Source organism: uncultured Reyranella sp. (assembly GCF_945957355.1).
In the GTDB taxonomy this organism is placed as follows: Bacteria; Pseudomonadota; Alphaproteobacteria; order Reyranellales; family Reyranellaceae; genus Reyranella.
The window spans coordinates 532,306-553,564 of sequence record NZ_CAMFKM010000001.1 but is presented as its reverse complement, the minus strand read 5'-3'; the positions used below and the strand labels follow the sequence as shown (position 1 = coordinate 553,564).

General features: G+C 67.2%; 24 protein-coding genes. 14 read left to right on the top strand and 10 right to left on the bottom strand.

The window, feature by feature from the left end; translation table 11 throughout:
* Positions 1 to 193: 193 nt before the first annotated feature.
* The 4 genes from Q0Q48_RS02680 to Q0Q48_RS02665 all read left to right on the top strand — a co-directional run bounded on the left by Q0Q48_RS02680 (position 194) and on the right by Q0Q48_RS02665 (position 4,753).
* A complete protein-coding gene (locus Q0Q48_RS02680; protein WP_295133515.1) occupies positions 194 to 682 on the top strand; it encodes a low molecular weight protein-tyrosine-phosphatase in 489 nt (162 codons plus the stop codon).
* A 1-nt stretch (position 683) separates the two neighbouring features.
* The gene (locus Q0Q48_RS02675; protein ID WP_295133511.1) at positions 684 to 1,379 is read left to right on the top strand and encodes a hypothetical protein; all 696 of its coding nucleotides are present in this window, start codon (positions 684 to 686) and stop codon (positions 1,377 to 1,379) included.
* A 181-nt stretch (positions 1,380 to 1,560) separates the two neighbouring features.
* Positions 1,561 to 3,642, top strand: a complete 2,082-nt coding sequence (locus Q0Q48_RS02670; protein WP_295133508.1) for an EAL domain-containing protein — start codon at positions 1,561 to 1,563, stop codon at positions 3,640 to 3,642.
* A complete protein-coding gene (locus Q0Q48_RS02665; RefSeq protein ID WP_295133503.1) occupies positions 3,572 to 4,753 on the top strand; it encodes a glycosyl hydrolase family 8 in 1,182 nt (393 codons plus the stop codon). Before Q0Q48_RS02670 ends, Q0Q48_RS02665 begins: the two co-directional genes overlap by 71 nt.
* Before the next feature lie 22 nt (positions 4,754 to 4,775).
* Here Q0Q48_RS02665 and Q0Q48_RS02660 read toward each other — a convergent pair whose 3' ends face one another.
* The 4 genes from Q0Q48_RS02660 to Q0Q48_RS02645 all read right to left on the bottom strand — a co-directional run bounded on the left by Q0Q48_RS02660 (position 4,776) and on the right by Q0Q48_RS02645 (position 7,906).
* Positions 4,776 to 5,519 (bottom strand): creatininase family protein, encoded by a 744-nt coding sequence (locus Q0Q48_RS02660; protein WP_295133500.1) that lies wholly within the window; start codon positions 5,517 to 5,519, stop codon positions 4,776 to 4,778.
* Positions 5,520 to 5,593: 74 nt separating this feature from the next.
* Positions 5,594 to 6,016, bottom strand: a complete 423-nt coding sequence (locus tag Q0Q48_RS02655; RefSeq protein ID WP_295133497.1) for a DUF2267 domain-containing protein — start codon at positions 6,014 to 6,016, stop codon at positions 5,594 to 5,596.
* Between the two features lie 87 nt (positions 6,017 to 6,103).
* Positions 6,104 to 6,724: a hypothetical protein gene (locus Q0Q48_RS02650; protein WP_295133494.1), complete on the bottom strand. Its 621-nt coding sequence runs from the start codon at positions 6,722 to 6,724 to the stop codon at positions 6,104 to 6,106.
* Positions 6,725 to 6,814: 90 nt separating this feature from the next.
* Positions 6,815 to 7,906, bottom strand: coding sequence for a diaminopropionate ammonia-lyase (locus tag Q0Q48_RS02645; protein WP_295133491.1), 1,092 nt, complete (start codon positions 7,904 to 7,906; stop codon positions 6,815 to 6,817).
* A gap of 127 nt (positions 7,907 to 8,033) precedes the next feature.
* Between Q0Q48_RS02645 and Q0Q48_RS02640 the strand changes: the two genes are divergently transcribed.
* Both Q0Q48_RS02640 and Q0Q48_RS02635 read left to right on the top strand, forming a co-directional pair.
* The gene (locus Q0Q48_RS02640) at positions 8,034 to 8,300 is read left to right on the top strand and encodes a DUF6489 family protein (protein WP_295133488.1); all 267 of its coding nucleotides are present in this window, start codon (positions 8,034 to 8,036) and stop codon (positions 8,298 to 8,300) included.
* Between the two features lie 9 nt (positions 8,301 to 8,309).
* Positions 8,310 to 8,660 (top strand): (2Fe-2S) ferredoxin domain-containing protein, encoded by a 351-nt coding sequence (locus Q0Q48_RS02635; RefSeq protein WP_295133485.1) that lies wholly within the window; start codon positions 8,310 to 8,312, stop codon positions 8,658 to 8,660.
* 146 nt (positions 8,661 to 8,806) lie between these two features.
* Here the strand turns inward: Q0Q48_RS02635 and Q0Q48_RS02630 are convergent, their stop codons facing one another.
* Together Q0Q48_RS02630 and Q0Q48_RS02625 are read right to left on the bottom strand one after the other, a co-directional pair.
* Complete coding sequence (locus tag Q0Q48_RS02630) at positions 8,807 to 9,106, bottom strand: hypothetical protein (RefSeq protein ID WP_295133480.1); 300 nt, start codon at positions 9,104 to 9,106, stop codon at positions 8,807 to 8,809.
* 15 nt (positions 9,107 to 9,121) lie between these two features.
* Positions 9,122 to 10,012, bottom strand: coding sequence for a cyclopropane-fatty-acyl-phospholipid synthase family protein (locus Q0Q48_RS02625; RefSeq protein ID WP_295133477.1), 891 nt, complete (start codon positions 10,010 to 10,012; stop codon positions 9,122 to 9,124).
* Positions 10,013 to 10,209: 197 nt separating this feature from the next.
* On the opposite strand from Q0Q48_RS02625, the gene Q0Q48_RS02620 reads away from it, so the two are divergent.
* On the top strand, positions 10,210 to 10,989 hold the full coding sequence (locus tag Q0Q48_RS02620; RefSeq protein WP_295133474.1) for an aspartyl/asparaginyl beta-hydroxylase domain-containing protein: 780 nt from the start codon (positions 10,210 to 10,212) through the stop codon (positions 10,987 to 10,989).
* Between the two features lie 3 nt (positions 10,990 to 10,992).
* Here the strand turns inward: Q0Q48_RS02620 and Q0Q48_RS02615 are convergent, their stop codons facing one another.
* Positions 10,993 to 11,745 carry an HAD family hydrolase gene (locus Q0Q48_RS02615; protein ID WP_295133470.1) on the bottom strand — a complete coding sequence of 251 codons (753 nt, stop codon included), beginning with the start codon at positions 11,743 to 11,745 and terminating at the stop codon, positions 10,993 to 10,995.
* Position 11,746: 1 nt separating this feature from the next.
* Positions 11,747 to 12,928, bottom strand: a complete 1,182-nt coding sequence (locus Q0Q48_RS02610; RefSeq protein ID WP_295133467.1) for a penicillin-binding protein activator — start codon at positions 12,926 to 12,928, stop codon at positions 11,747 to 11,749.
* A gap of 29 nt (positions 12,929 to 12,957) precedes the next feature.
* On the opposite strand from Q0Q48_RS02610, the gene rsmI reads away from it, so the two are divergent.
* From rsmI to fumC, 7 genes are read left to right on the top strand one after another with little or no spacing between them, the layout of a single operon-like run.
* Positions 12,958 to 13,851 carry a 16S rRNA (cytidine(1402)-2'-O)-methyltransferase gene (gene rsmI, locus Q0Q48_RS02605; protein ID WP_295133464.1) on the top strand — a complete coding sequence of 298 codons (894 nt, stop codon included), beginning with the start codon at positions 12,958 to 12,960 and terminating at the stop codon, positions 13,849 to 13,851.
* On the top strand, positions 13,848 to 14,213 hold the full coding sequence (locus tag Q0Q48_RS02600) for a YraN family protein (protein WP_295133461.1): 366 nt from the start codon (positions 13,848 to 13,850) through the stop codon (positions 14,211 to 14,213). Before rsmI ends, Q0Q48_RS02600 begins: the two co-directional genes overlap by 4 nt.
* A gap of 3 nt (positions 14,214 to 14,216) precedes the next feature.
* Positions 14,217 to 15,032: a SirB1 family protein gene (locus Q0Q48_RS02595; protein WP_295133456.1), complete on the top strand. Its 816-nt coding sequence runs from the start codon at positions 14,217 to 14,219 to the stop codon at positions 15,030 to 15,032.
* Between the two features lie 44 nt (positions 15,033 to 15,076).
* The gene (gshB, locus tag Q0Q48_RS02590; RefSeq protein ID WP_295133451.1) at positions 15,077 to 16,036 is read left to right on the top strand and encodes a glutathione synthase; all 960 of its coding nucleotides are present in this window, start codon (positions 15,077 to 15,079) and stop codon (positions 16,034 to 16,036) included.
* Positions 16,033 to 16,596, top strand: a complete 564-nt coding sequence (locus Q0Q48_RS02585; RefSeq protein WP_295133448.1) for an ankyrin repeat domain-containing protein — start codon at positions 16,033 to 16,035, stop codon at positions 16,594 to 16,596. The genes gshB and Q0Q48_RS02585 overlap by 4 nt, the downstream gene beginning before the upstream one ends.
* Positions 16,593 to 17,036, top strand: a complete 444-nt coding sequence (arfB, locus tag Q0Q48_RS02580) for an alternative ribosome rescue aminoacyl-tRNA hydrolase ArfB (RefSeq protein ID WP_295133445.1) — start codon at positions 16,593 to 16,595, stop codon at positions 17,034 to 17,036. Before Q0Q48_RS02585 ends, arfB begins: the two co-directional genes overlap by 4 nt.
* Positions 17,037 to 17,088: 52 nt before the next feature.
* Entirely contained in the window at positions 17,089 to 18,492 is a 1,404-nt protein-coding gene (gene fumC, locus Q0Q48_RS02575) for a class II fumarate hydratase (protein WP_295133442.1), read from the top strand.
* Positions 18,493 to 18,511: 19 nt separating this feature from the next.
* Here fumC and Q0Q48_RS02570 read toward each other — a convergent pair whose 3' ends face one another.
* The gene (locus tag Q0Q48_RS02570; RefSeq protein ID WP_295133439.1) at positions 18,512 to 19,759 is read right to left on the bottom strand and encodes a threonine/serine exporter ThrE family protein; all 1,248 of its coding nucleotides are present in this window, start codon (positions 19,757 to 19,759) and stop codon (positions 18,512 to 18,514) included.
* Positions 19,759 to 21,252 (bottom strand): malate dehydrogenase (quinone), encoded by a 1,494-nt coding sequence (gene mqo, locus Q0Q48_RS02565; RefSeq protein WP_295133436.1) that lies wholly within the window; start codon positions 21,250 to 21,252, stop codon positions 19,759 to 19,761. Before mqo ends, Q0Q48_RS02570 begins: the two co-directional genes overlap by 1 nt.
* Positions 21,253 to 21,259 lie beyond the last annotated feature (7 nt).

Sequence of the window (21,259 nt, the reverse complement as noted above, 5' to 3'; positions counted from 1 at the left end):
TCCCGCTTGGGAGACTGCGCAAGTCTGCAATCCCAAAGGGAATCTCGTCTGGAAACGCACCGCGGCATGGCGCCTCGCCGGATGATCCGTCCGCAAGCCTCCATTCCGGATGCGATGCGCCGCGACGCACCGAAAATCCGGTTGTAGGACGCCAGTCGAGCGTCACGTCACGCTCTGCATTCGTGAGGGGCTCATGACCATTCGTGTTCTCTTCGTCTCCACCGGCGGTACCTGCCGCGCACCGATGGCCGTCGGAACCTTGCGGGCGATCGTCGCCCGGGCAGGCCTGAGCGACCTGTTCGAGATCGACGGCGCGGCGACCTACGAAGGTCACACCGATCAGCCGCCCTCGCTGCTCGCGATCGAGGCGGCGGCCCGTCGCGGCTACCCGATCCGCGATCTCCGGGCGCGGCCCCTCGCCACCGAGGACATGGCCCATTTCGACTATCCCTTGGCCATGGACCGGACCCATCTCGCGGCGATGCGCTGGCTCGCGCCGAGCCGTCTCACCGAGCGGCCGCAGATGTTCCTGAAATACGCGCCCGCCCTGGGTGTCCGCGATATCCAGGATCCGTTCGGGGGAACCAACGAGGATTTCGAACGGGCCCTCGACCTGATCGAGGCCGGCTGTGTCGGCCTGCTCAAGCATCTTCACCAGACCCTGAACAGCGTTGGAGGCTGAAATGTCGACGATTTCGTGCTCGATCCTGCAGAGGCTGGCGGCCCTGACCCTGGCCGGCTGCGTCGCCCTTGCCGGAGCATCCGCCTGGGCCATGGACATCGCGACGGTGCGCGGTCCGGACGGCAAGCGCATCGTGCTTGCCCAGGGCAGTATCCGTGCCGGCGATACGGAACGGCTGCAGGCGGCGCTGACCAGGGCCGACAAGGGTGTGGACGGGCTGCGCACCGTCGCCCTCGACAGCCCGGGCGGTGTGGTCGACGAGGCTTTCACGATGGCCGCCCTGATGGATCGGGAGAAGGTTGCCGTGGTGGTCAGGGCCGGAGCGAGTTGTGCCTCGGCCTGCGCGCAGATCGTCTTCCTGGCCGGCGTCCAGCGCGTGGTCCAGGACGGCGGGCGGCTCGGTTTCCATTCCTGCAGCCTTGCCGGCGCAGGTACGCGCGCGCCGATCTGCAACGAGATGATCGCCCGCCAGGCCGCAATCCGCGGCGCATCCTACGGCACCATCATGGCCCTCATGCAGCTCACCGGTCCGACGCAGATGAGGTGGCTCGACGCCCAGGCTGCGGACTGCTGGGGCCTGACGATCTGGCCGGAGGGAAGCGCGCGCGGCACGAAGCGGGGCGACCTACCGCCGTGCATGCTGCATGGGCCCGGCCCGAAGACCGCGGCCAAGGTCAACGTCGCCTCGGTACGTTGACTCCGGCCTCGCCGGGCCGTCTCTCCCGCGATACCCACGCCTCGCGGTCGCGCGCCGCCGCGGAACACGCCGCCGCGTGGCGCCTCGCAGGTGATTCCACCGAACCCTCCAATTCGGATGCGATGCGCCATGACGCGCTGCCAATCCGATTGTAGACCCCACCGGACATGGAGGACAGAGCATGCTGGCCGTCGCTCGTTGCATTGCCGTCGAACACGATCTTCCGATGATCGTCCTCGCTTTTCTTGTGTGCGCACTTGGAACGGTGGTCGTGACCCAGATGTTCGAGCGGGCGCGCTCGTCGAAAGCAATGACCTGCATGGGCTGGATATTCCTGACGGGTGTCACGGCCGGCGCCACAGTCTGGTGCACGCATTTCATTTCCATGATGGGCTACAAGGTGAACGTCGGGGCGCGCATCGATCCGGTGCTGACCGTGGCCTCGCTGATGGTTGTCGTCGCCGGCACTTCGATCGGCCTGTGGGTGGCGCTGGCCGGTGCGACAACACGGTTCGCCATAGCCGGCGGTGCGCTGGTCGGCGCTGCGATCGCTGCCATGCATTTCTCGGGCATGGCAGCCTACCAAATCGACGGCCTGGTCGATTGGAGGATGGAGTACGTCGTGGCCTCGACGCTCCTGTCGGTGGCGCTGTCGAGCGCGGCTTTCGTCGTTCTTTGCGGTTCCCGATCGGGCCGCTGGCGCTTGCCGGTCGGTGCCGGGCTGCTCGTCGCCTGCATCGGATCGATGCATTTTACGGCAATGACCGCCATGCAGGTCGAGGCTTTCGCGGCCGGTGAGACAGGTATGGAATCCGATGACAAGCATGGGTTGGCCCTGGCGACGGCCCTTGTCGGAATGCTGGCGATGGCCTTGAGCATCACGGCCGCCCGTATCGACCGTCGGACGAGGGCGGATTCGTTTCGACGTCTTCGAGACTTCGCCATGAAGGACTGCCTGACGGGACTTCTGAACCGCTCCAGCTTCAATCAAGCCCTGGAGGAACGGCTGGCCGCCGCCCGGAAGGCGGGAACGAAGCTTGCCCTGATCGCCATCGATCTCGATCGCTTCAAGGAAGTCAACGACCTGCACGGTCACAAGGCCGGCGACCAGGTCCTCGCCGTCCTGGCGGCCCGCCTGCAGCAACAGATGCGCAGCGAGGATCTGCTGGCCCGGCTCGGCGGCGACGAGTTCGTCGCGCTTGTCGAACTTGGCGATCGCGCGCAACTGGATGCGCCGCTCCGGCGGTTGGCCGCCGCGCTGTCGGCGCCGATCAGCCTCGAAACGCTTACGGCGTCCGTCGGCGCGAGCATGGGTGTCGCGCTTTATCCGGACGACGCGCAAACGGCGGATCTGCTGTCGAACAACGCGGACCTGGCCATGTACCGCGCGAAACGCGAGGGAATGCAGGAGCCATGCTTCTACGATCCACAGCTCGATGAATTCGTGCGTCGCAAGATGGAGCTTGCTTGCGATCTCCGGCTGGCCGTAGGGCGCGGTGAGTTCGAACTGCACTACCAGCCCCAATCCAGCGTGCGGACTGGCATGGTCGTCGGATACGAGGCGCTGCTGCGATGGAACCATCCGGTGCTCGGGCGGGTCTCACCCACCGATTTCATCCCGGTCGCCGAGGAGCACGGACTGATGGTGGTGATCGGCGAATGGGTGTTGCGGCGAGCATGCGCCGACGCGACCACATGGCCTTGTAGCCGCAAGGTCTCAGTCAATGTTTCGCCGCGGCAGCTCGGCAATCCGGGGCTGTCCGCGCTGGTGGAACAGGTATTGCGGGAGACGGGTCTGCCTCCGCATCGCCTGGAGATCGAGCTGACGGAGACGGCGATCATGCAGAATCGCGAGCGCGGCATGGACACCCTTCGCCACATCCAGGCGCTTGGAGTCAGCGTCGCGCTGGATGATTTCGGGACCGGCTATTCGTCGCTGGAGACGATGCGCCGCTTTCGCTTCGACAAGATCAAGCTCGACCGGTTCTTCATCTCCGAGCTGGGCGACAGAGAGCAGGCCCTGGCTGTCGTCCGTGCCGTCCTGGCCTTGGGCAGGAGCATGTCCATCCCCGTCCTTGCCGAGGGAATCGAGACCCGCAACCAGCTCGATATCCTGCGCCGCGAGGGATGCGAGGAGGCTCAGGGTTATCTGCTCGGTCGGCCCATTCCGCTCGCATCGCTCTTCGTCCACGATGTCGCGAGGCCGGGGCTGCCTGCCAACGCGATCGGGTCTTTCGGACCGCATCTGGTGGCTGCCACGTAGGACTGCGACGCCAGTCTTCTTCGAGCCGGGGGATGAGAATGCACACGGGTCATGGACCAAGCGTGACGTGAATTTGAACCGGCGCGGATTCCTGGCGGCGTGCGCCGGCGCGGCAGCCGTAGCCGCCCGTCCGACGCCTGCGTCGGCGTCCGTCGATCCGAACTGGGAAATCTTCAAGCGACGCTTCATCCCGGGAGGCGTTCGCGTGATCGACACGGGCAACAACGACGTCAGCCATTCGGAGGGCCAGGGCTGGGGCTTGTTGTTTGCGCAGGGCAACGACGACCGGGAGACCTTCCGGAGATTGTGGGAGTGGACGTCCGGAGCGCTGCAGCGGAGCGACGGCCTGTTCTCCTGGAAGTGGTCACCGCGACTGTCGAATCCGGTGCCCGACAAGAACAACGCGACGGATGGCGACCTCCTGATCGCATGGGCGCTCACGCGGGCGGCGCGACGATGGAACGAACCCGGCTGGCTCGAACTGGCAAAGCGCATCCAGGCCGCCATCCTCGACAGGCTGGTGACCGAGGTTCACGGGCGCACGATCCTGATGCCCGGTGCCGAAGGCTTCGTTCGCGGCAGCCGTCGCATCGTAAACCTCTCTTATTACGTCTGGCTGGCCCTGAATGAATTCGCGGAACAGCCGGGCAGCGATCGGCGATGGAGACAGCTGGAAAGAGACGGTCTCTGGCTTCTCGACAATGCGGCATTTGCCGTGCATGGGCTGCCGCCGGACTGGCTGCTCTATGGCAACCAGGAGCTGAGAATCGCCGAGGGGTGGCCGCCGCACTTCGGCTACGATGCGATCCGCATCCCGCTTTATCTTGCGTGGCGGGGGGACAGGGCCCGCCTGGGCCGCTTTCTCGCGGCCTGGCGATCACCGAGGTTCGGCGGGCGTCCTCCCGCTTGGATCAATCTCGTGGATGGATCGACAGCCCCCTATCCTTCCAGTGGCGGTCACCGGGCAGTTGCCGCCGTGACGGAGTTCGTTGCCGGCGGCGCGGTCGGGTCGATGCCATTTGCCGAGCTCCTGGCGAGCGACGACTACTACTCCGCGAGCCTGAAGCTCCTGTCCAACATGGCGGCCCGGGAAAGTGCAGCGATCCGCTGACCGGCCTCTCGGCGCGCGATCCCTACCGCGCCACCCACGCCTCGTAGTCGCGCGCGACCTCCTCGACGGCGGTGTCGTAGAAGCGCTTTCCGTGCTCGGGCGTTGCCTGGTTGGGATCGGAGCCGATGCGGCCGTCGGGAAAGGTGCGGCGGTAGTCCTCGGCATCGGCGAAGGAGCCGGTCGGCGCGATGCGCGGATCCATGTCCTTGCGCTGGATCGTCTCGGGATATTTGTACCAGGTCAGCGCCACCTCGGAGGCGGTGGCGTGGCTGCCCTCGCCGGTCGGATAGAGTTCGGCGCTCAGCCGCTTGATGCCCGGCCCGTCCCACCAGTTGCGCAGCGCGCACTTGATGGAGGGCTGGTTGCTCATCCTTTCCATCGAGCGCTCGGCGTAGATCTCGGAGAAGGCGGCCGTGACGGTGGCGATGTTGCCGCCATGGCCGTTCACGAAGAAGAAGCGTGTGAAGCCGTGCCGGGCCAGCGACACCACCGTGTCGCGCACGACGGCGATCAGGGTGGTCGGCTTCAGCGTGATCGAGCCCGCGAAGTCGAGATGATGCTGCGCCATGCCGACCGAGATGGTCGGCGCCACCAGCGCGCCCACCTTCTCGCCGACACCGCGGGCGATCATTTCCGCCGTCAGCGCATCGGTGCCGATCAGGCCCGTGGGGCCATGCTGCTCGGTCGAGCCGATCGGGATGATGATGCCGGTCTTGCTCTTGAGATAGTCGTCGACGAACTGCCACGTCTTGAGCTGAAGCTGCACGAACCGAAACTCCTGTGATGTGCCCGCAGGATGCGTCGCTTCGTGCGCCGAGACAAGGAGAGCGGTCCGGTGCGTCAGTCGGCGTTCCAGAAGTCCCGGGCGCCGGCCGGCAGGCTCGCCAGCACGCGATCCAGTTCGGCCTGGTCGATGTTCCGCCGCAGCGCCGTAGCGACGTTCGCGATCGAGGAGTCGGGTGCGAGATTATGGTCGGGCCGCAGCGCCTGCACCTCGCGGGTCATGGCGGCTCTGTCGGCAAAGGGACGGCGCGGTTCGTCGAGGTCCCAGTCGGCGATGAAGAGCGCGCGCAGCACGGGCGGCAGCACGTTGGCGAACCGGATCGCCTGCTTCGTGTCGAGGCGACGGCGAAACGCCTGAAACACGCCCTGCACCATCGTATAGGTCTGGTGCGTGGTCGCCAGGCCGGAAATGTCCCGCGCGTCGAGCATGAACTGCTCGAACGCCATCGACGCGCGCTTGTATTCGAAAGGCACCGGCATGATCGTCGCTTGATCTGGACAAGCCCGTGATATCGCAGCGGGATACATCGTCTCGTGCAGCGAGACAATGTATCCCGCGAACCGCTATCAGGCCGGCACGACCTTGGCGGCAAGCCGGCGGCGGTCGAGATCGGCCAGCGCCTTGTCGCGGGCGTCGGAGATCTGCTTGGCCTCGATCGTGCAGAGTTCGCGGTTCGTCGAGCTGCACCTCGTGTTCACGAGTTCGATTTCGGCCTTGGCCCCGGCTTCGATGCGCTGGCGGATGCCGGCATAGTGGGCATCGCGCGCCTCGTCGCTCGGGAAGCTCGCGGGCGTCAGGATGACCATCACGCGCTCGGGGTACTTGTTGTTGGCGCCGGAGGCCGCATCGATGGCGACGCCGACCAGCCCGCCCAGCAGGATGTTGCCCACCGTGGCGCCGGTAAAGCTGGCGACCAGGACCTCGTTCGACTGCTCGTAGCCTTCGAGGTTGCAGCTCAGGGTGACGGTTTCCTTGGAGCGCGAGAGGCCCACCTTGCCCGGTGTCGGCTTGATGTATCCGACGTTGGCGCCCTGGCGATTGACCGAGCAATCGGCGCCCTTCGGCTCGGTATCGACATACACTTCCTGGGTCGTGCCGCCGACCACCGTCGCGCAGGCTGCCGTCGTCGCCAGCAAGGCGACAGCCATCACCAGGCGGCCCAGGCCCGCCAGTTTCTCGAAGCTCATTCTCTCGTTTCTCCCCCTGCCGGAAGGCCCGGCGGGGGAGTGCTACCACGAGGCGTGGGAGACAGGGAAGATCAACTGGACGATGTGCCTTCAGGACGGCAGCGGCTCGCCCAGGTTGCCTTCGCTGTTGATCAGCAGGACGCGCGAGGTCGGGCCGAGGCCGAGCGCCTTGAAGGCGGCTTCGTCGGTGCAGACGCGCATCAGGCCGGCGAGACCCGCACAGCCCGAGGGGCCGGAGATGATGGCGGGATCGTTGCCCAACGGATTGGCATAGAGCCGGCGGGCCGGCAGGACGCTGTCCTCGCCGATGGTCATGAACCAGTCCGCCGCCGCGCCGATGATCGGCCAGGTCACGGGCGAGATCTCGCGGCAGGCGAGGCCGCCCATCACCGTGTCGGCGTCGCCGCTGGCCAAGGTCGGCTTGCCGGCGAGGTTGCTCTGAAACCAGCAATCCGCGCTTTCGGGCTCGACCACGATCGAGACCGGGCGTTCCTCGCACACCGCCCAGAGATAGCCGATCACCGCCGCCGCCAGGCCGCCGACGCCGGCCTGCACGAAGACGTGCGTGGGGCCCTTGTCCCATTGCTGGACGACCGCCTCGTGGACCAGCACGCAATAGCCGCGCATGACGCTGCGCGGCACCGAATCGTAACCCTCCCACGACGTGTCGGAGATGATCGTCCAGCCGTTGGTTTCGGCCTGGCGGCGGCACTCGGCGACGGCGGTGTCGTAGTCGCCGTCGACCCGGATCACCTCGGCGCCGCGCGCCCGGATCGCGGCTTCCTTCTCGGCGCTGGTGAACTTCGGCAGGAAGATCACGCAGCGATTGCCGAACAGCTTGGCGCCCGCGGCGACCGAGCGGCCATGGTTGCCTGAACTGGCGGCGGTGAAGACGAAGCGGCCGGTGATGTCCTTGTGCTCGCCCTTCATCACGCTCTCGAAGGAGGGCGTGGCGTGATGGGCCTCGCCGACCGCGCGGGTCAGCACGTCGGCGACGGCGATCACGCCGCCCAGGGCCTTGAAGGCGCCAAATCCGAAGCGCTGGCTCTCGTCCTTGACCCGGATTTCGCCCACGCCCAGCCGCTGGGCCAGGGCCGGCAGCGCGTAGAGCGGGGTCGGCTTGTGCGCAGGGCAGGCCTTCAACTCCTCGCACAGTTCGGGAATCCCGCTGGGATCGATCACGAACCGCTGTTCGGGACCGAAGGGGAGGGGGCGCGTGCTGCGCGGATTTTTGGCCAACCAGGGGGCCAACCGGGGGGTCGTCATGCAGGGGTCATAGCATGCTAAGGTCCCCAAAACGGAGTGGCCCATGAAGGTGAACGTCGAAGTGACCTGCACGCCCGAGGAGGCCCGCGCCTTCATGGGACTGCCGGACATCAAGCCCATGCAGGACCGCATCATGGCTGAGATCGAGGAGCGGCTGCGCAACAGCCTCGGGTCGATGAACCCCGAGACGATCTTCAAGACCTGGCTGCCGGCCTCCATGCAGGGCATGGACCAGATGCAGCAGATGCAGCAGGTCTTCTGGTCCCAGTTGGCCAACATCGCCACCGGCGGATCGACCAAGAAGGAATAGACCGAGATCATGAGCCAGCGCGACAAGCCAGGCGATCCCAAGCCCTACTACGAAGCCCACGTCTTCTGTTGCACCAACCGCCGCCCCGCCGGGCATCCGCGCGGCTGTTGTGCCGAGCGCGGCGGCGAGGCGCTGCGGGACCACATGAAGAGCCGCGCCAAGGCGCTCGGCCTCAGGAACGTGCGCATCAACAATGCCGGCTGCCTCGACCGCTGCGAGCTGGGGCCGACGATCGTCATCTATCCCGAGGGGATCTGGTACCGGGTGCCGACCAAGGAAGACGTCGACGAGGTGCTGGATACGCACCTCGTCAAGGGCGGCCGGGTCGAGCGGCTGATGCTGAAGCCGGAAGACAAGTAGCCGGCGGGGCATGCTCCCAATCGAAATAAACGAAATAAACGAATCAGACGAAACGAGAGTCACACCCCGGGAAGGTATCCTGGTACCGCGAAGGGCGGATGCCCCGGTGTTTTTGCGCGGGGCGTGCTGGGTGGCCGATCTCGGCGTCAGGTCCGCGTGAGCAGCTCCGCCGTGAGGGCGGCCCATTCCTCGTCCAGCGACTGCTGCGATACCGGCCGCCGCGCCCGCCGGTACCAGTAGCTGGCGTTGGCGAGATCGCCCTCCTGGCGATGGAGATGGGCGTGCACGCTGTCGCAATCGGGGTCGCCCTCGTGCGCCTGGACGCATTCATGGGCTCGCGCCCAGTCGCCGCGGCGCGCCCACCACAGGGCCTGAAGGGCCGGGCTGGATCCGGCGGGCGGCGCGGCGGCCGTGAGGCTGGCGGCGAAGGTGTCGGGCGCGGACATGGCGGCTCCTTCCCGCTAACGGCGCCTCAGGCGGAAGCGCAGCAGATGCAGGCGATGTGAAAAGAAGCCCCAGGCGGCGAACTTCAGGTAGCGCTCGTAGCGGCGCGTCTGGTCCTTGCCGACCATGTCGAGCGCTTCGGCCCGCCGCGCCTTGAGGTTGGCCGCCCAGATCTCGCAGGTCCGGCCGTAGTCGGTGCGGTCGTTGCGGAAGCGCTCGACCTCGAAGATTCCGTTGGCGGCGGCGAGGATCTCCGGCAGGCGCGGCAGCTCCGATTCAGGGAAGATGTCCTCGATCAGCGGGCCGGTCGGGACTTTGTCGTCGGGATCGCCATAGGCGATCGTCTGCAGGGTCATGCGCGCGCCCGGCGCCAGCATCTCGTGGCAGCGCGTGAAGAAATGACGATAGATCGCGGTCTTGGTTGCGGAGTCGTCCTGCTGCCGGGTGAAGTGCTCGAACGCGCCGACCGAGATGAGGGCGCCGTAGGGCTCGGCCGGCCGGTGGTCGGCCCAGCTTTCGACGCGGATCTCGACGGGCGGCGAGCCGGCGTCGCGAAGCGCGGCGCGGGCGAGTTCGGCCTGCGCATCGCTCAAGGTCAGGCCGACGCCGCGCTGCAACGGCTCGGCGCCGGGCGCCCGCGTGGCGACCGCCGCGCGCAACATGCCGCCCCAGCCGCAGCCGATGTCGAGCAGTGAGGCCGCGCGGTCGGCGCCTGAATGGCGCAGGTGCCAGTCGATCTTGCGGCGCTGGGCATCGGCTAGGGGGGCGGCGTCGTCCTCGCCGCGCCACATCGCCGAGGAGTAGGTCATCGTCTCGTCGAGCCACAGCCGATAGAAATCGTTGCCGACGTCGTAGTGCGAACGGATGGCTTCCGGCGAGGCGCCGGCAGCATGAGCAGTCTCGGTCATGGGGTGGCCCTGATCTTCATGGTCGCAGAATAGGCCATCCGCTGACGCAGCGGGCCACACGGTTTTTGCGACATTTGAGGTTATTGCATCGAGAGAATCTTTATCTCAGAAATACGCCCCGTGCGACGCACGAGGCAGCGTTTTTCGCGCCTTTTGTGCAGAGAACCAGGCATGGCAGCAGGCAGGATTGCTTCCGCATGACAACGACGGATGTGCCGAAGGGCGTTGGCCAGAAGGGCCGCTTCTATCTGACGAAGAACATCTGGGTGCCCCAGGAACCCTTGGAGAAGCTCAATCTGAAGCTCTCGGATTGGATTCTGCAGAACATGCCCAAGCTGCCGCTGGCCGGTGACGAGGCGTTGAAATCCTTTCCGTTCCTGGCCGAGCTCAGGAAGAGCCACGACAAGATCAAGGCTGACCTCGACTACCTGCTCAGCCACCACGAGGAAATCCCCACCCTGCACGAGGTCCATCCGCGCGACCTCTACGTGCCGGGGCGTGCCTGGCGCACGTTCATTCTGAAGATCTACGGCCACGAGATCGAGGCGAACACGGCGGCGGTTCCTGACACGATGGCCGCCATCAACCGGATCCCGGGCGTGCACACGGCCCTGTTCAGCATCCTCAACGGCCGGGCCGAGATCGAGCCGCATCGCGGCTCTGCGGCGGGCGTCGTTCGCTTCCACTATCCGCTGATCGTGCCCAGCGAGCCGGAGAAATGCTGGATCGAGATCGGCGGCCACCATTTCTTCTGGGAAGTGGGCGTGCCGCTGGTGTTCGACGATACGCGCGAGCACTGGGTCAAGAACCAGACCGACGAGACGCGCGTGGTGCTGATCATCGACTTCAACGCCAACATGCCGTTTCCGGTGAACCTCTATACCGGTCTGCGCTACGAGCTCGGCCGTCGCAGCGCCGAAGTCAAGGCCGTGTACGAACGCGCCGCGATCGGCGTGCCGCCGCGCACGCCGGCCTGACGGCTATTCGATCAGTTCTGCCAGCCGCTTGATGATGCGGGTCGGCTGCGCGGTGGCGTGAGCCGGCACGCCGGCGTCGAACGGGTCGTACCAGATGCCGCACATGCCCAGCGCCTGTGGCGCCACCACTTCCCATTCGTAGTTGTCGCCGACCATCCAGGCCTCTTCGGGCGCGACGCCCAGCCGCTCCAGCGCGTGACGATAGACGGCCAGCTCGGGTTTGCCCTGGCCGAACTCGCCCTCGATCTGGATGTGATGGAAGCGATGGGCGAGTTCGAACCGCTCGATCTTGGCGCGCTGGGTTTCCGAGGCACCGTTGGTGACGAGGCCGAGGCGCACGCCGGCATCGCGCAACGCGTCGACCGTGGCGTGGGCGTCCGGATAGAGTCGGTATTCCTGGCGCCGCAGTTCGGTGAAGGAGTCGGCAATTCGATCGGCCAGCGCGTCGTCGGGCCGTCCCAGCCTGGCGAGACCGCGGCGGACCGACAGGCGGCGGGCGCCCGGGATGTCGAGCCGCCACTTCGCGGCCTCGGCCCGGTCGTTCCAGAAGGCACGTGCCTCCTCCATGACTGCCGTCCGCACGCGCGTGATGGCCGCCTCGTCATGAGCGTCGAGATGGGCGGAAAAGACATGCAGCAGGCGGGTCCACGCCTCCTCCGGCTGCGCGTAGGCCCGGATCAGCGTGTCGTCCATGTCGAACAGGATGGCGCGGGGCAGGATCGCGCGGGGAAGCCCCGCCTTGGGAAGAGCGGCCATGTCAGTTCGTCGGCTGGCCTGCGAAGGTCGTGGGCGCGGGGCTGACGACCACGCCGCGGTCGCCCTGGATTTCGATCACCGCGAGCGCCCGCTCGGAGCGGCCGTCGGGCAGGAAGCGGAAGATGCCGTCGACGCCGGACCAGCCGTTGGGATTGGCGATCGCCTCGGCCGAGAAGTCGCCGCCCGGCTTCAGCCGCGCGAGCTGGCTGGCGAGTCCCACGCCGTCATAGGCGAGGGTCGCCAGGCGGTGCGGCGGCCGGCCATAGGTCGAAACGAACCGGCGCTCGAAGTCGGCCCGCTTCGCCGGATCGGGCGCGGCGTACCAGGCGCCGCGCAGCATCGTCTCCGAGCCCACGCCGGGGAAATCCCACACGCCGGTACCGATGAGCTGGATCGCACGGCCGTCGAGGCCGTTGGTGGCGAGGGAGGCCAACGCCGTCGACAGGAGGGGCGGCGCCACCGGCACCAGGACCGCGACCTTGCCGCTTTCGCCCTCGCTCTTGGCCGAGGCGGCGAGCTGCCGGGCCTGGGCCGGGATGTCGGCGCCGTTGGGATCGAAGAATTCACGGCCGACCACGGTGCCGCCCCGCCGCGTGACATAGGTCTCGAGCGTGCTCGACATCTGCTGGCCGTAGGTCGTCTGCGGCGCGAAGGTCGCGAAGCGGCGGATGCCGGCCTCGAACGCGTGATCGACCACGCGCCGGACCTGCGGCGGCGCCGCGATTCCCATGATCCAGACCCCGCGCTGCGCGACCTGTTCGTCGTTGGAAAAGGCCACCACGTTCATGCCGCCCTGGTTGACCAGGGGAACCAGAGCCGAGGCCGACGTACCGTAGAGCGGTCCCAGGACGAGGGCCGCGCCGTCGAGGCGGGCCTTGCGATAGGCTTCGACGGCGGTGTCGGCGCTCTCGCCGCTGTCATAGGCCGAAAGGGCGATGTCCTTGGCGCCGGTATCGAACAGCGCCATTTCGGCGGCCTGCTGCATGGCCTGCCCGATCGGCGCGGCACGGCCGCTGAGCGGCAGCAGGAGGGCGATGCGCGCCTTGCCCGAGGCGGTCATCGGCGATCCGGCCTTGGGCGTGACAGTCACCGACTGCGCCGTCCTCGTGCTAGGCTTGGGCGACTCGCCGCAGGCGCCCAACAGGAGGGCGGCGGTGGCTAGCGCAATAAATGACCTACGCATCGGGGCGAAACTCCGGCGATCGGAAACAGATGGACTTGGACGAACGATCCCAAGCTACCGGCGGTGAGCCCCCGCGTAAACCGCCACTCACCCCGGGGCTGCATATTGTTGCCACACCGATCGGCAACATGCGCGACATCACGCTGCGCGCACTCGACGTGCTGCAAGCGGCCGACCTGATCGCCTGCGAGGACACCCGCGTGTTCGCCAAGCTCGCAACCCATTACGGCATCGCCGGCCCGACGGTGTCCTACAGCGACGCCACCCAGGAGAAATCCGAGCCGCGGCTCATGCGGGCACTGGCCGCCGGCAAGAGCGTCGCCCTTGTTTCGGACGCCGGCATGCCGCTGATCTCCGATCCCGGCTACCGGCTGGTGCGCGCGGCGGTCGAGGCCGGGCACCCGGTCACGGTGGCGCCCGGCCCCTCGGCCGTTCCGATGGCGTTGGCCCTGTCGGGGCTGCCGACGGATCGTTTCTTCTTCGCGGGCTTCCTCCCGGCCAAAGGGACCGAGCGGCGGCGCGCCATCGGCGAGGTGGCCGCCATTCCGTCGACTCTGGTGTTCTTCGAGGCGCCGCACCGGCTGCCCGAGTCGCTGGCCGATCTCCACGAACTGCTGGGCGACCGTCCCGCCGCCGTGGCACGCGAACTGACCAAGCTCTTCGAAGAAGTCCGGCGCGGCTCGCTGGGCAAGCTCGCGGCCCACTACGCCGGACATTCCGACGTGAGGGGCGAGATCGTGATCGTGATCGGTGCGCCCTCCGCCGACACCGAGCGCAGCGCCGGCACCGTCGACGAGGCGTTGCGCGAGGCTATGGCGGCGGCATCTGTGAAGGATGCCGCGGCCGAGGTCGCGGCGCGCTACGGGCTGAAGCGGCGCGACGTCTATGCCCGCGCCCTCGAATTGAAGCGCGGCGCGCCATGACGACCAAAGCCCGCCAGAAAGCCTACCGCATGGGTCACGCCGCCGAATGGCGGGCGGTATGGCGGCTGCGGCTCGGCGGCTACACGATCCTGATGCGCCGCTACAAGACGCGGCTGGGCGAGATCGACATCGTGGCGCGCCGCGGCAACGTGCTGGCCTTCGTCGAGGTCAAGGCGCGCGGCGATTTCGTCAAGGCGGCCGACGCCTTGGGCGATCGCCAGTTCGGCCGCGTTTCGCGCGCCGCCAGCCTGTTCATCGCCCACCATCCGCGCTATGCCGCCTGCTCGGTGCGCTTCGATGCGGTACTGGTCGGTGGCGTGTGGCCCCGCCATCTGCCCGACGTGTGGCAAGCGCCGGAGTAACTCGTGGCGGATGATCTCGCTCGACTGAAGGATCTCTGCGCCGGCGACGGCGAGCGGATCGACCTGCTGGAGGCGGGCTTCCTGCTGAGTGTCCTCGGCCGCGGCGCGCCGGCCGAGCTTGCGCCGTTCCGCCAGCATGTGACGGCGATGACCGACGACCTTGCGGACCTGGTGCATCGCCGCGGGGCGACGCCAGAAGCGCTGTCCGAGGTGATCGCCCGCTCCTACGCCTATCGCGGCGACGGCGAGACCTACGACGACTTGCAGAACGCCGATCTCGTGCGGGTCATCGAGCGCCGCAAGGGCTTGCCCGTCGCACTGTCGATCCTCTACCTGCACGTCGCACGCGCCCAGGGCTGGGAGGCCGAAGGGCTGGCGTTCCCCGGCCATTTCCTGATCCGCATCGGCATCGACGGCGCGCGGCATGTCGTCGATCCGTTCCACGAGGGGGCCGTGCGCGAAGCCGCGGATCTGCGCAGGCTTCTGCGGCAGGTCCTGGGCCCCGACGCCGAACTCGCGCCGGCGCATTTCGATGCCGTGTCCGACCGCGACGTGCTGCTGCGGCTCGAGAACAACGTGCGGCTGCGCCTCGCCAAACGCGAGGACTGGGCGGGAGCGGCGCGCTCGCTCGACCGGATGCTGGCGATCGCGCCGGACCGGATCGAGCTGCTGTTCGAAGCCGGTCAGCTCAACGCGCGCCTCGACAAGAGGCGCGCGGCCATCGCGGCCTATGAACGCATTCTCGAACTCGACGGCGATGCCGACCTCCGCCGGCGCGCGCAGGCCCTGTTGCAGGAACTGCGCCGCGGCCTTAACTGAAACCAGCCGATCTCAGCCCCGAGCCCGCCAGTCAGGATTCCACCATGAAGCTCAACGTCGCCATCCAGATGGACCATGTATCGACGATCGACATCGACGGCGATTCGACCTTCGTGCTGGGCCTCGAAGCCGAGAAGCGCGGCTACACGGTGTGGCACTACACGCCGCCCGACCTGATCTTCCGCGACCGCAAGGTGATGGCCCGCGCGCAGCCGATGAAGCTGCGCCGCGAGAAGGGCAATCACTTCACCCTGGGCGCGCCCGAGATGATCGATCTTTCGACCGTCGACGTCGTGCTGCTGCGGCAGGACCCGCCGTTCGACATGTCGTACATCACGACGACGCATCTGCTCGAGCACATCCATCCGAAGACCCTGGTGGTGAACGACCCCGCCAGCGTGCGCAACGCGCCGGAGAAGCTGTTCGTCACGCATTTCGACAATGTGATGCCGCCGACCCTGATCACGGCCGATGCGCGCGCGCTGCGCGAGTTCCGCGACGAGCACCAGGACATCATCCTGAAGCCGTTGTTCGGCAATGGCGGTGCCGGCGTTTTCCGCGTTCGCCCCGACGACGAGAACTTCGCATCGCTGCTCGAGATGTTCTCGCAGCGCAGCCGCGAGCCGGTGATCGCCCAGCGCTATCTTCCGGAGGTGCGCAAGGGCGACAAGCGCATCATCCTGATCGACGGCAAGGCGGTCGGCGCCATCGACCGTGTGCCGGCGGCGGGCGAGGCGCGCTCCAACATGCATGTCGGCGGCAAGGCGGTGAAGGCCTCGCTGACCCGGCGCGACATCGAACTGTGCGAGACCATCGGCCCGGAGCTCGCGAGACGGGGCCTGATCTTCGTCGGCATCGATGTGATCGGCGACTATCTCACCGAGATCAACGTTACCTCGCCGACCGGCCTGCAGCAGATCAACCGTTTCGACGGTGTCTCGCTGGAGGCGCAGATCTGGGACCGGATCGAGGTCCGCTATCAGGAAACCCGGAGCAGCACATGATTCGACGGGCGTTTCTCTCTCTCTCGATGGTCATCCCGGCCGGCGCGGCCTTCGCGCAGGCATCGAGTTCCGACCTGTTGGGCCAGAAGCAGATCGTGCGGGCGGTGATCGAGGGCGACGAGGAGAAGGTACGGCAGGCCCTGCTGAAGCAGGAGAGTCCGAACCAGACCGCCAACAACGGCCAGCCGCTGCTGATCGTCGCGGTCCGGGCCGGACACATCCCGGTGGTCGAGACCTTGCTCAAGGGCGGTGCCGTGCCCGACGCGACGGACCGCGAAGGCTACACGGCGCTGATGCGCGCCGCCGAAAAGGGCGATGTCGAGATCGCCGATATCCTGCTTCGGCGCAACGCCAGCACGCGCGGACAGAATCGCCAGGGCCAGACGGCGCTGATGATCGCCTCGGGGCGTGGCTACGCCGAGATCGTGCGGCTCCTGCTCGAGAAGAAGGCCGAGCCCAACTCGCGCGACTTCACAGGCCGCAGCGCGCTGGGTTACGCCAAGCAAAACAACCGCGGATCCATCGAGGCGATGCTGCGCAAGGCCGGCGGCAAGGAATGACGCAGGACGGGGCGGCCCCGATCCGGGTAACCGGCTCGCTGGCGATCGACCCGGACGAGATCCAGGAAAGCTTCGTGCGTGCCGCCGGTCCCGGCGGCCAGCACGTCAACACGACGTCGACGGCGGTGCAGCTGCGCTTCGACGTCCGCCATTCGCCGTCACTGCCCGAGGATGTGCGGCATCGGCTGGAACGCCTGGCAGGCCGGCGCCTGACGCGCGACGGCGTGCTGGTGCTAGTGGCCCAGGGCCATCGCAGCCAGCTGCGCAATCGCGAGGAGGCGCTCGCCCGTCTGGTCGAACTGATCCGCGAGGCCACCCACAAGCCCGCACCGCGCGTGAAGACCAAGGTGAGCCGCGCTGCCAAGCGCCGGCGTGTCGACGACAAGAAGCGTCACGGCACCGTCAAATCCCTGCGGAGATCGCGGACATCCGACGACTGACGGCGCGGGGGTGGTTGGGCTAGTGTCCGGGCTCATACCGGAGAGGTGCTTCGTGGCAGATGTTCGCAAAGAGACAGACAGCCTCGGTGAGGTCAGCGTTCCGGCCGACAAGCTCTGGGGCGCGCAGACGCAAAGGTCGCTCGAGCATTTCAGCATCGGCAAGGACCTGATGCCGCGCGAGATGATCACCGCCTATGCGACCCTGAAAAAGGCCTGCGCGAACGCCAACCACGCCGGCAAGCGGCTCGACGACACGGCGCACAGGCTGATCCTCGAGACCTGCGACGAGATACTGGCCGGCCAGCATCACGACATGTTCCCGCTTCACGTCTGGATGACCGGCAGCGGCACGCAGTTCAACATGAACGTGAACGAGGTGATCTCGAACCGCTGCTGCCAGCTCGCGGGCACGCCGCTCGGCTCGAAGAAGCCGGTGCATCCCAACGATCACGTCAACATGTCGCAATCGTCCAACGATTCGTTCCCGTCGGTCATGTACATCGCCGCTGCGGTGAACACGAAGGAGCGGCTGCTGCCGTCGCTGAAGGCTCTGCACGACGCGATCGACGCCAAGGCGAAGGAGTGGCAGGACATCGTCAAGATCGGCCGCACCCACATGCAGGATGCGACGCCGATCACGCTCGGTCAGGAATGGTCGGGCTATGCCGGCATGCTGGCCGACAATATCGAGAGGATCGAAGATGCGCTGAAGGGCGTCTATCGCCTGGCGCTGGGCGGCACGGCGGTCGGGACCGGCATCAACGCGGCCCCCGGCTTTGACGTGGCGGCGGCGGCGGAAATCGCCAAGTTGACCGGGCTGCCGTTCGTGACGGCGCCGAACAAGTTCACCGTGCAGGGCGCGCACGATGCGCTGGTGCAGCTCTCGGGCGCGTTCCGTACGCTCGCGGTCTCGCTCTACAAGATCGGCAACGACATCCGCCTGATGTCCTGCGGCCCGCGCGCCGGCTTCGCCGAGCTGCACATCCCGGAAAACGAGCCGGGCTCCTCGATCATGCCGGGCAAGGTCAATCCGACCCAGGCCGAGGCGCTGACCATGATCGCGGTCCAGGTCATGGCCAACGACGTGGCGGTCGGCTTCGGCGGCGCCAGCGGCTATCTCGAGATGAACGTCTACAAGCCGCTGATGATCTACAACATCACGCACTCGATCACGCTGATGACCGACGGCTGCGCCAACTTCCGCAAGTTCCTGGTGGAGGGCACCCAGCCCAACCTCAAGAAGATCAAGGAATATGTCGACCGCTCGCTGATGCTGGTGACGGCGCTGGCGCCGGTGATCGGCTACGACAAGGCCTCGAAGATCGCCCACTACGCGATCGACCACGACCTCACCCTGAAGGAAGCCGCGCTGAAGCTCGAATTCGTGACCGAGGCCGAGTTCGACAAGGTCGTCGATCCGTCGAAGATGGTGCACCCGTACGTCGCGACGGAGTAGGCGAAGCCGACGGAGGGCGCTAGCGCTCGTAGCGCCACTGGCGCTCGGTGAGGAAGCGGGAGGCGACCAAACCCATCGCCATGCCGCCGACCGCAAAGCCACAGGTCGCGGCGGCCTCGACGGCCGACAGCGCCCTACCCTGGTTCAGGAACACGATCGTCTGGAAGGCGAACAGCCCGGGTGTCATCATGATGATGCTGGGCACCGTCAGCGCGATGCGTGGCGCGTGGAGGCGGCGGCGCACCAGCGAGGCGCCCAACCCGACGGCCAGCGCGCCGAAGAATGTCGCCTGGGGCAGGGCGAGACCGAGATCGTGCAGGCCGAGCCGCACCTCGTTGCCGACCATCGACAGCATCGCCACCGCGAGAACCGTGCGATGCGGGTTGTTGAACAGGATGCCGTAGCCGTAGCCGCCGGCGAAGCAGGCGAGCGCCCGTCCCAGCACGGCGACCGGTTCGATCGCGCCAGGTGGCGGCGCGGCCGGCGCCGGCGCGAGGCCGGCCAGCATCGCCACCACCGACATGCCGCAGGCGGCGCTCAACGTCAGCAGCATGCCATAGAACAGGCGAGTCAGGCCGGCCTGGGTCTGGTGCTGCGTCAGGTCGAGCAGCGCGGCAACCAAGGGGAAGCCCGGCACCAGGAACAGCACCGACGAGATGAAGCCGATCGCGTGGGCGAAGGCGAAGACATGCACGCCGAAGCCGATCACGATCAGACAGTAGAGGCCGGACGCCAGCACGGCGCACAGCGCGGTCATGGCGAACTGGTTGAAGCCCTGGCGCGACAGCAGCGTCCGGGCCGCCTGGCCGATGCCGCCGCTGACCGCCGCCGCACCGGTCGCCAGCAGGTCGCCGCCGTTGAGGTAGGAGAAGGCCGTCGAGGCGACCGCCATCGAGAGCGCGACCGGCAACAGCCCGTGCAACGGAGCCGCCTTTTCGATCCCGTCGAGTTCGGCTTTCAGCGTCGCCGTGTCGAGGTGGGGGGCGGCGCGCAGCGACAGCGATTCCAGGGCGGCGATCCTCGACGCATCGACGCCGGGCGGACCGATCTCGCGGGCCAGTGTCGTGGCCTCGCCGCCGGTCCACACCGTCGCGCTCAGGCCGACGGTCGACTGCTCGACCTCGAGCCGCTCGATGCCGAGCGCTTGGGCCAGGCGGTGCATGGCATCGCGCACCCTGAAGGCAGTGTCGCCGGCGCGCAGCATCAGCGCGCCGAACCGCAGCAGGACGTCGAGGGTCTCGGTGAGCGGGGCCCGCGGCTCGGTCATCAGACCGTGTGGAGGCCCAGCACCTCGGCGGTGTCCTTGCGCACGCGCTCGACCAGCGCGGCGTCCGTCTTCAGGTCCTGGCCGTAGGAGGGGATCATCTCCTTGAGCTTGGGTTTCCAGTGGCCGACCAGCTGCTCGTGGAAGCAGTTCTCCAGCATGTGGACCATGATCCAGACGGCGGTCGAGGCGCCGGGCGAAGCGCCGAGCAGGGCCACGATCGAGGAATCGGCCGAGTGCACGATCTCGGTGCCGAACTCGAGCTTGCCGGTACGGGCCACGTCCTTGCGGATGATCTGGACGCGCTGCCCCGCGACGTCGAACTCCCAGTCCTTCTCGTCGAGGTTGGGATAGAATTCGCGCAAGGCCTCGAATCGATGGGCCTTCGTCTGCAGAACCTGGCCGACCAGGTATTCCTCGAGCGGGAGATTGTCCCGCGCCACGGCGAGCAGCTGCAGCAGATTGTCCGGCCGCAGCGACAGCGGCAGGTCGAACATCGAGCCGTGCTTCAGGAACTTGGTGGAGAAGCCGGCATAGGGCCCGAACAGCAGCCAGCGCTTGCCGTCGACATAGCGCGTGTCGAGATGGGGTACCGACATCGGCGGCGATCCGGTCGCCGCCATGCCGTAGACCTTCGCCATGTGGCGTGTGGCGATCTCCTGCTTGCCCGAGCGCAGCCAGATGCCGCTCACCGGGAAGCCGGCGAAGCCGTCGGCTTCGGGGATGCCCGACTTCTGCAGCAGGGTCAGCGCCGCGCCGCCGGCGCCGAGGAAGACGTAGCGGGCGCCGATCGTCTTCTTGCCGTGGCCCTTCTCGTCCTTGACGTCGAGCGTCCAGCCGCCATCCGGGCGGCGATTGAGGCCGGTGACCTGCTGGGAGAACTCGATCGAGAAGCCATCCTGACGGCGGAGGTAATTCAGCAGGTTCGTGGTGAGCATGCCGTAGTTCACGTCGGCGCCCGTCACCATGCGCGTGGCGGCGACGGGCTGCGCGGGATCGCGGCCTTCCATGATCAGCGGCGCCCATTCGGCGATCTGCTTGTGGTCCTCGGAATATTCCATGCCGCGGTAACAGTGATGGGCGCTCATCGCCGCGTGGCGCTTGTTCAGGAAGGCCTGGCGGTCGGCACCGATCACGAAGCTCATGTGCGGCACGGGATGAATGAACGAATGCGCCGCCTCGATCGCGCCCTTCCTGACCAGGTACGACCAGAACTGCCGCGACATGTCGAACTCGACATTGACCTCCAGCGCCTTGGAGATGTCGACGCTGCCGTCGGGGCGCTGCGGCGTGTAGTTCAGTTCGCAGTTGGCGGCATGGCCGGTGCCGGCATTGTTCCACGGGCCCGAGCTTTCCTGCGCCTCGCCCTCGAGCCGCTCCACGATGTGGACCTTGAGATGAGGCTGCAGCTCCTTGAGGAAGGTGGCCAGCGTCATGCTCATGATGCCGGCGCCGACCAGGACGACGTCGAAGTTGCCGGAATGATTGTCTGCCATCGAACTC

Coding starts and splice junctions, on each gene's coding strand:
- Q0Q48_RS02600 (WP_295133461.1), top strand. CDS start 13,848: ATGACGACCAAAGCCCGCCAGAAAGCCTACCGCATGGGTCACGCCGCC.
- Q0Q48_RS02670 (WP_295133508.1), top strand. CDS start 1,561: ATGCTGGCCGTCGCTCGTTGCATTGCCGTCGAACACGATCTTCCGATG.
- Q0Q48_RS02675 (WP_295133511.1), top strand. CDS start 684: ATGTCGACGATTTCGTGCTCGATCCTGCAGAGGCTGGCGGCCCTGACC.
- Q0Q48_RS02570 (WP_295133439.1), bottom strand. CDS start 19,759: ATGACCGAGCCGCGGGCCCCGCTCACCGAGACCCTCGACGTCCTGCTG.
- Q0Q48_RS02635 (WP_295133485.1), top strand. CDS start 8,310: ATGAGCCAGCGCGACAAGCCAGGCGATCCCAAGCCCTACTACGAAGCC.
- Q0Q48_RS02610 (WP_295133467.1), bottom strand. CDS start 12,928: ATGCGTAGGTCATTTATTGCGCTAGCCACCGCCGCCCTCCTGTTGGGC.
- mqo (WP_295133436.1), bottom strand. CDS start 21,252: ATGGCAGACAATCATTCCGGCAACTTCGACGTCGTCCTGGTCGGCGCC.
- Q0Q48_RS02585 (WP_295133448.1), top strand. CDS start 16,033: ATGATTCGACGGGCGTTTCTCTCTCTCTCGATGGTCATCCCGGCCGGC.
- Q0Q48_RS02630 (WP_295133480.1), bottom strand. CDS start 9,106: ATGTCCGCGCCCGACACCTTCGCCGCCAGCCTCACGGCCGCCGCGCCG.
- Q0Q48_RS02620 (WP_295133474.1), top strand. CDS start 10,210: ATGACAACGACGGATGTGCCGAAGGGCGTTGGCCAGAAGGGCCGCTTC.
- Q0Q48_RS02650 (WP_295133494.1), bottom strand. CDS start 6,724: ATGAGCTTCGAGAAACTGGCGGGCCTGGGCCGCCTGGTGATGGCTGTC.
- rsmI (WP_295133464.1), top strand. CDS start 12,958: ATGGACTTGGACGAACGATCCCAAGCTACCGGCGGTGAGCCCCCGCGT.
- Q0Q48_RS02615 (WP_295133470.1), bottom strand. CDS start 11,745: ATGGCCGCTCTTCCCAAGGCGGGGCTTCCCCGCGCGATCCTGCCCCGC.
- gshB (WP_295133451.1), top strand. CDS start 15,077: ATGAAGCTCAACGTCGCCATCCAGATGGACCATGTATCGACGATCGAC.
- Q0Q48_RS02680 (WP_295133515.1), top strand. CDS start 194: ATGACCATTCGTGTTCTCTTCGTCTCCACCGGCGGTACCTGCCGCGCA.
- Q0Q48_RS02665 (WP_295133503.1), top strand. CDS start 3,572: ATGTCGCGAGGCCGGGGCTGCCTGCCAACGCGATCGGGTCTTTCGGAC.
- Q0Q48_RS02625 (WP_295133477.1), bottom strand. CDS start 10,012: ATGACCGAGACTGCTCATGCTGCCGGCGCCTCGCCGGAAGCCATCCGT.
- Q0Q48_RS02655 (WP_295133497.1), bottom strand. CDS start 6,016: ATGCCGGTGCCTTTCGAATACAAGCGCGCGTCGATGGCGTTCGAGCAG.
- arfB (WP_295133445.1), top strand. CDS start 16,593: ATGACGCAGGACGGGGCGGCCCCGATCCGGGTAACCGGCTCGCTGGCG.
- Q0Q48_RS02640 (WP_295133488.1), top strand. CDS start 8,034: ATGAAGGTGAACGTCGAAGTGACCTGCACGCCCGAGGAGGCCCGCGCC.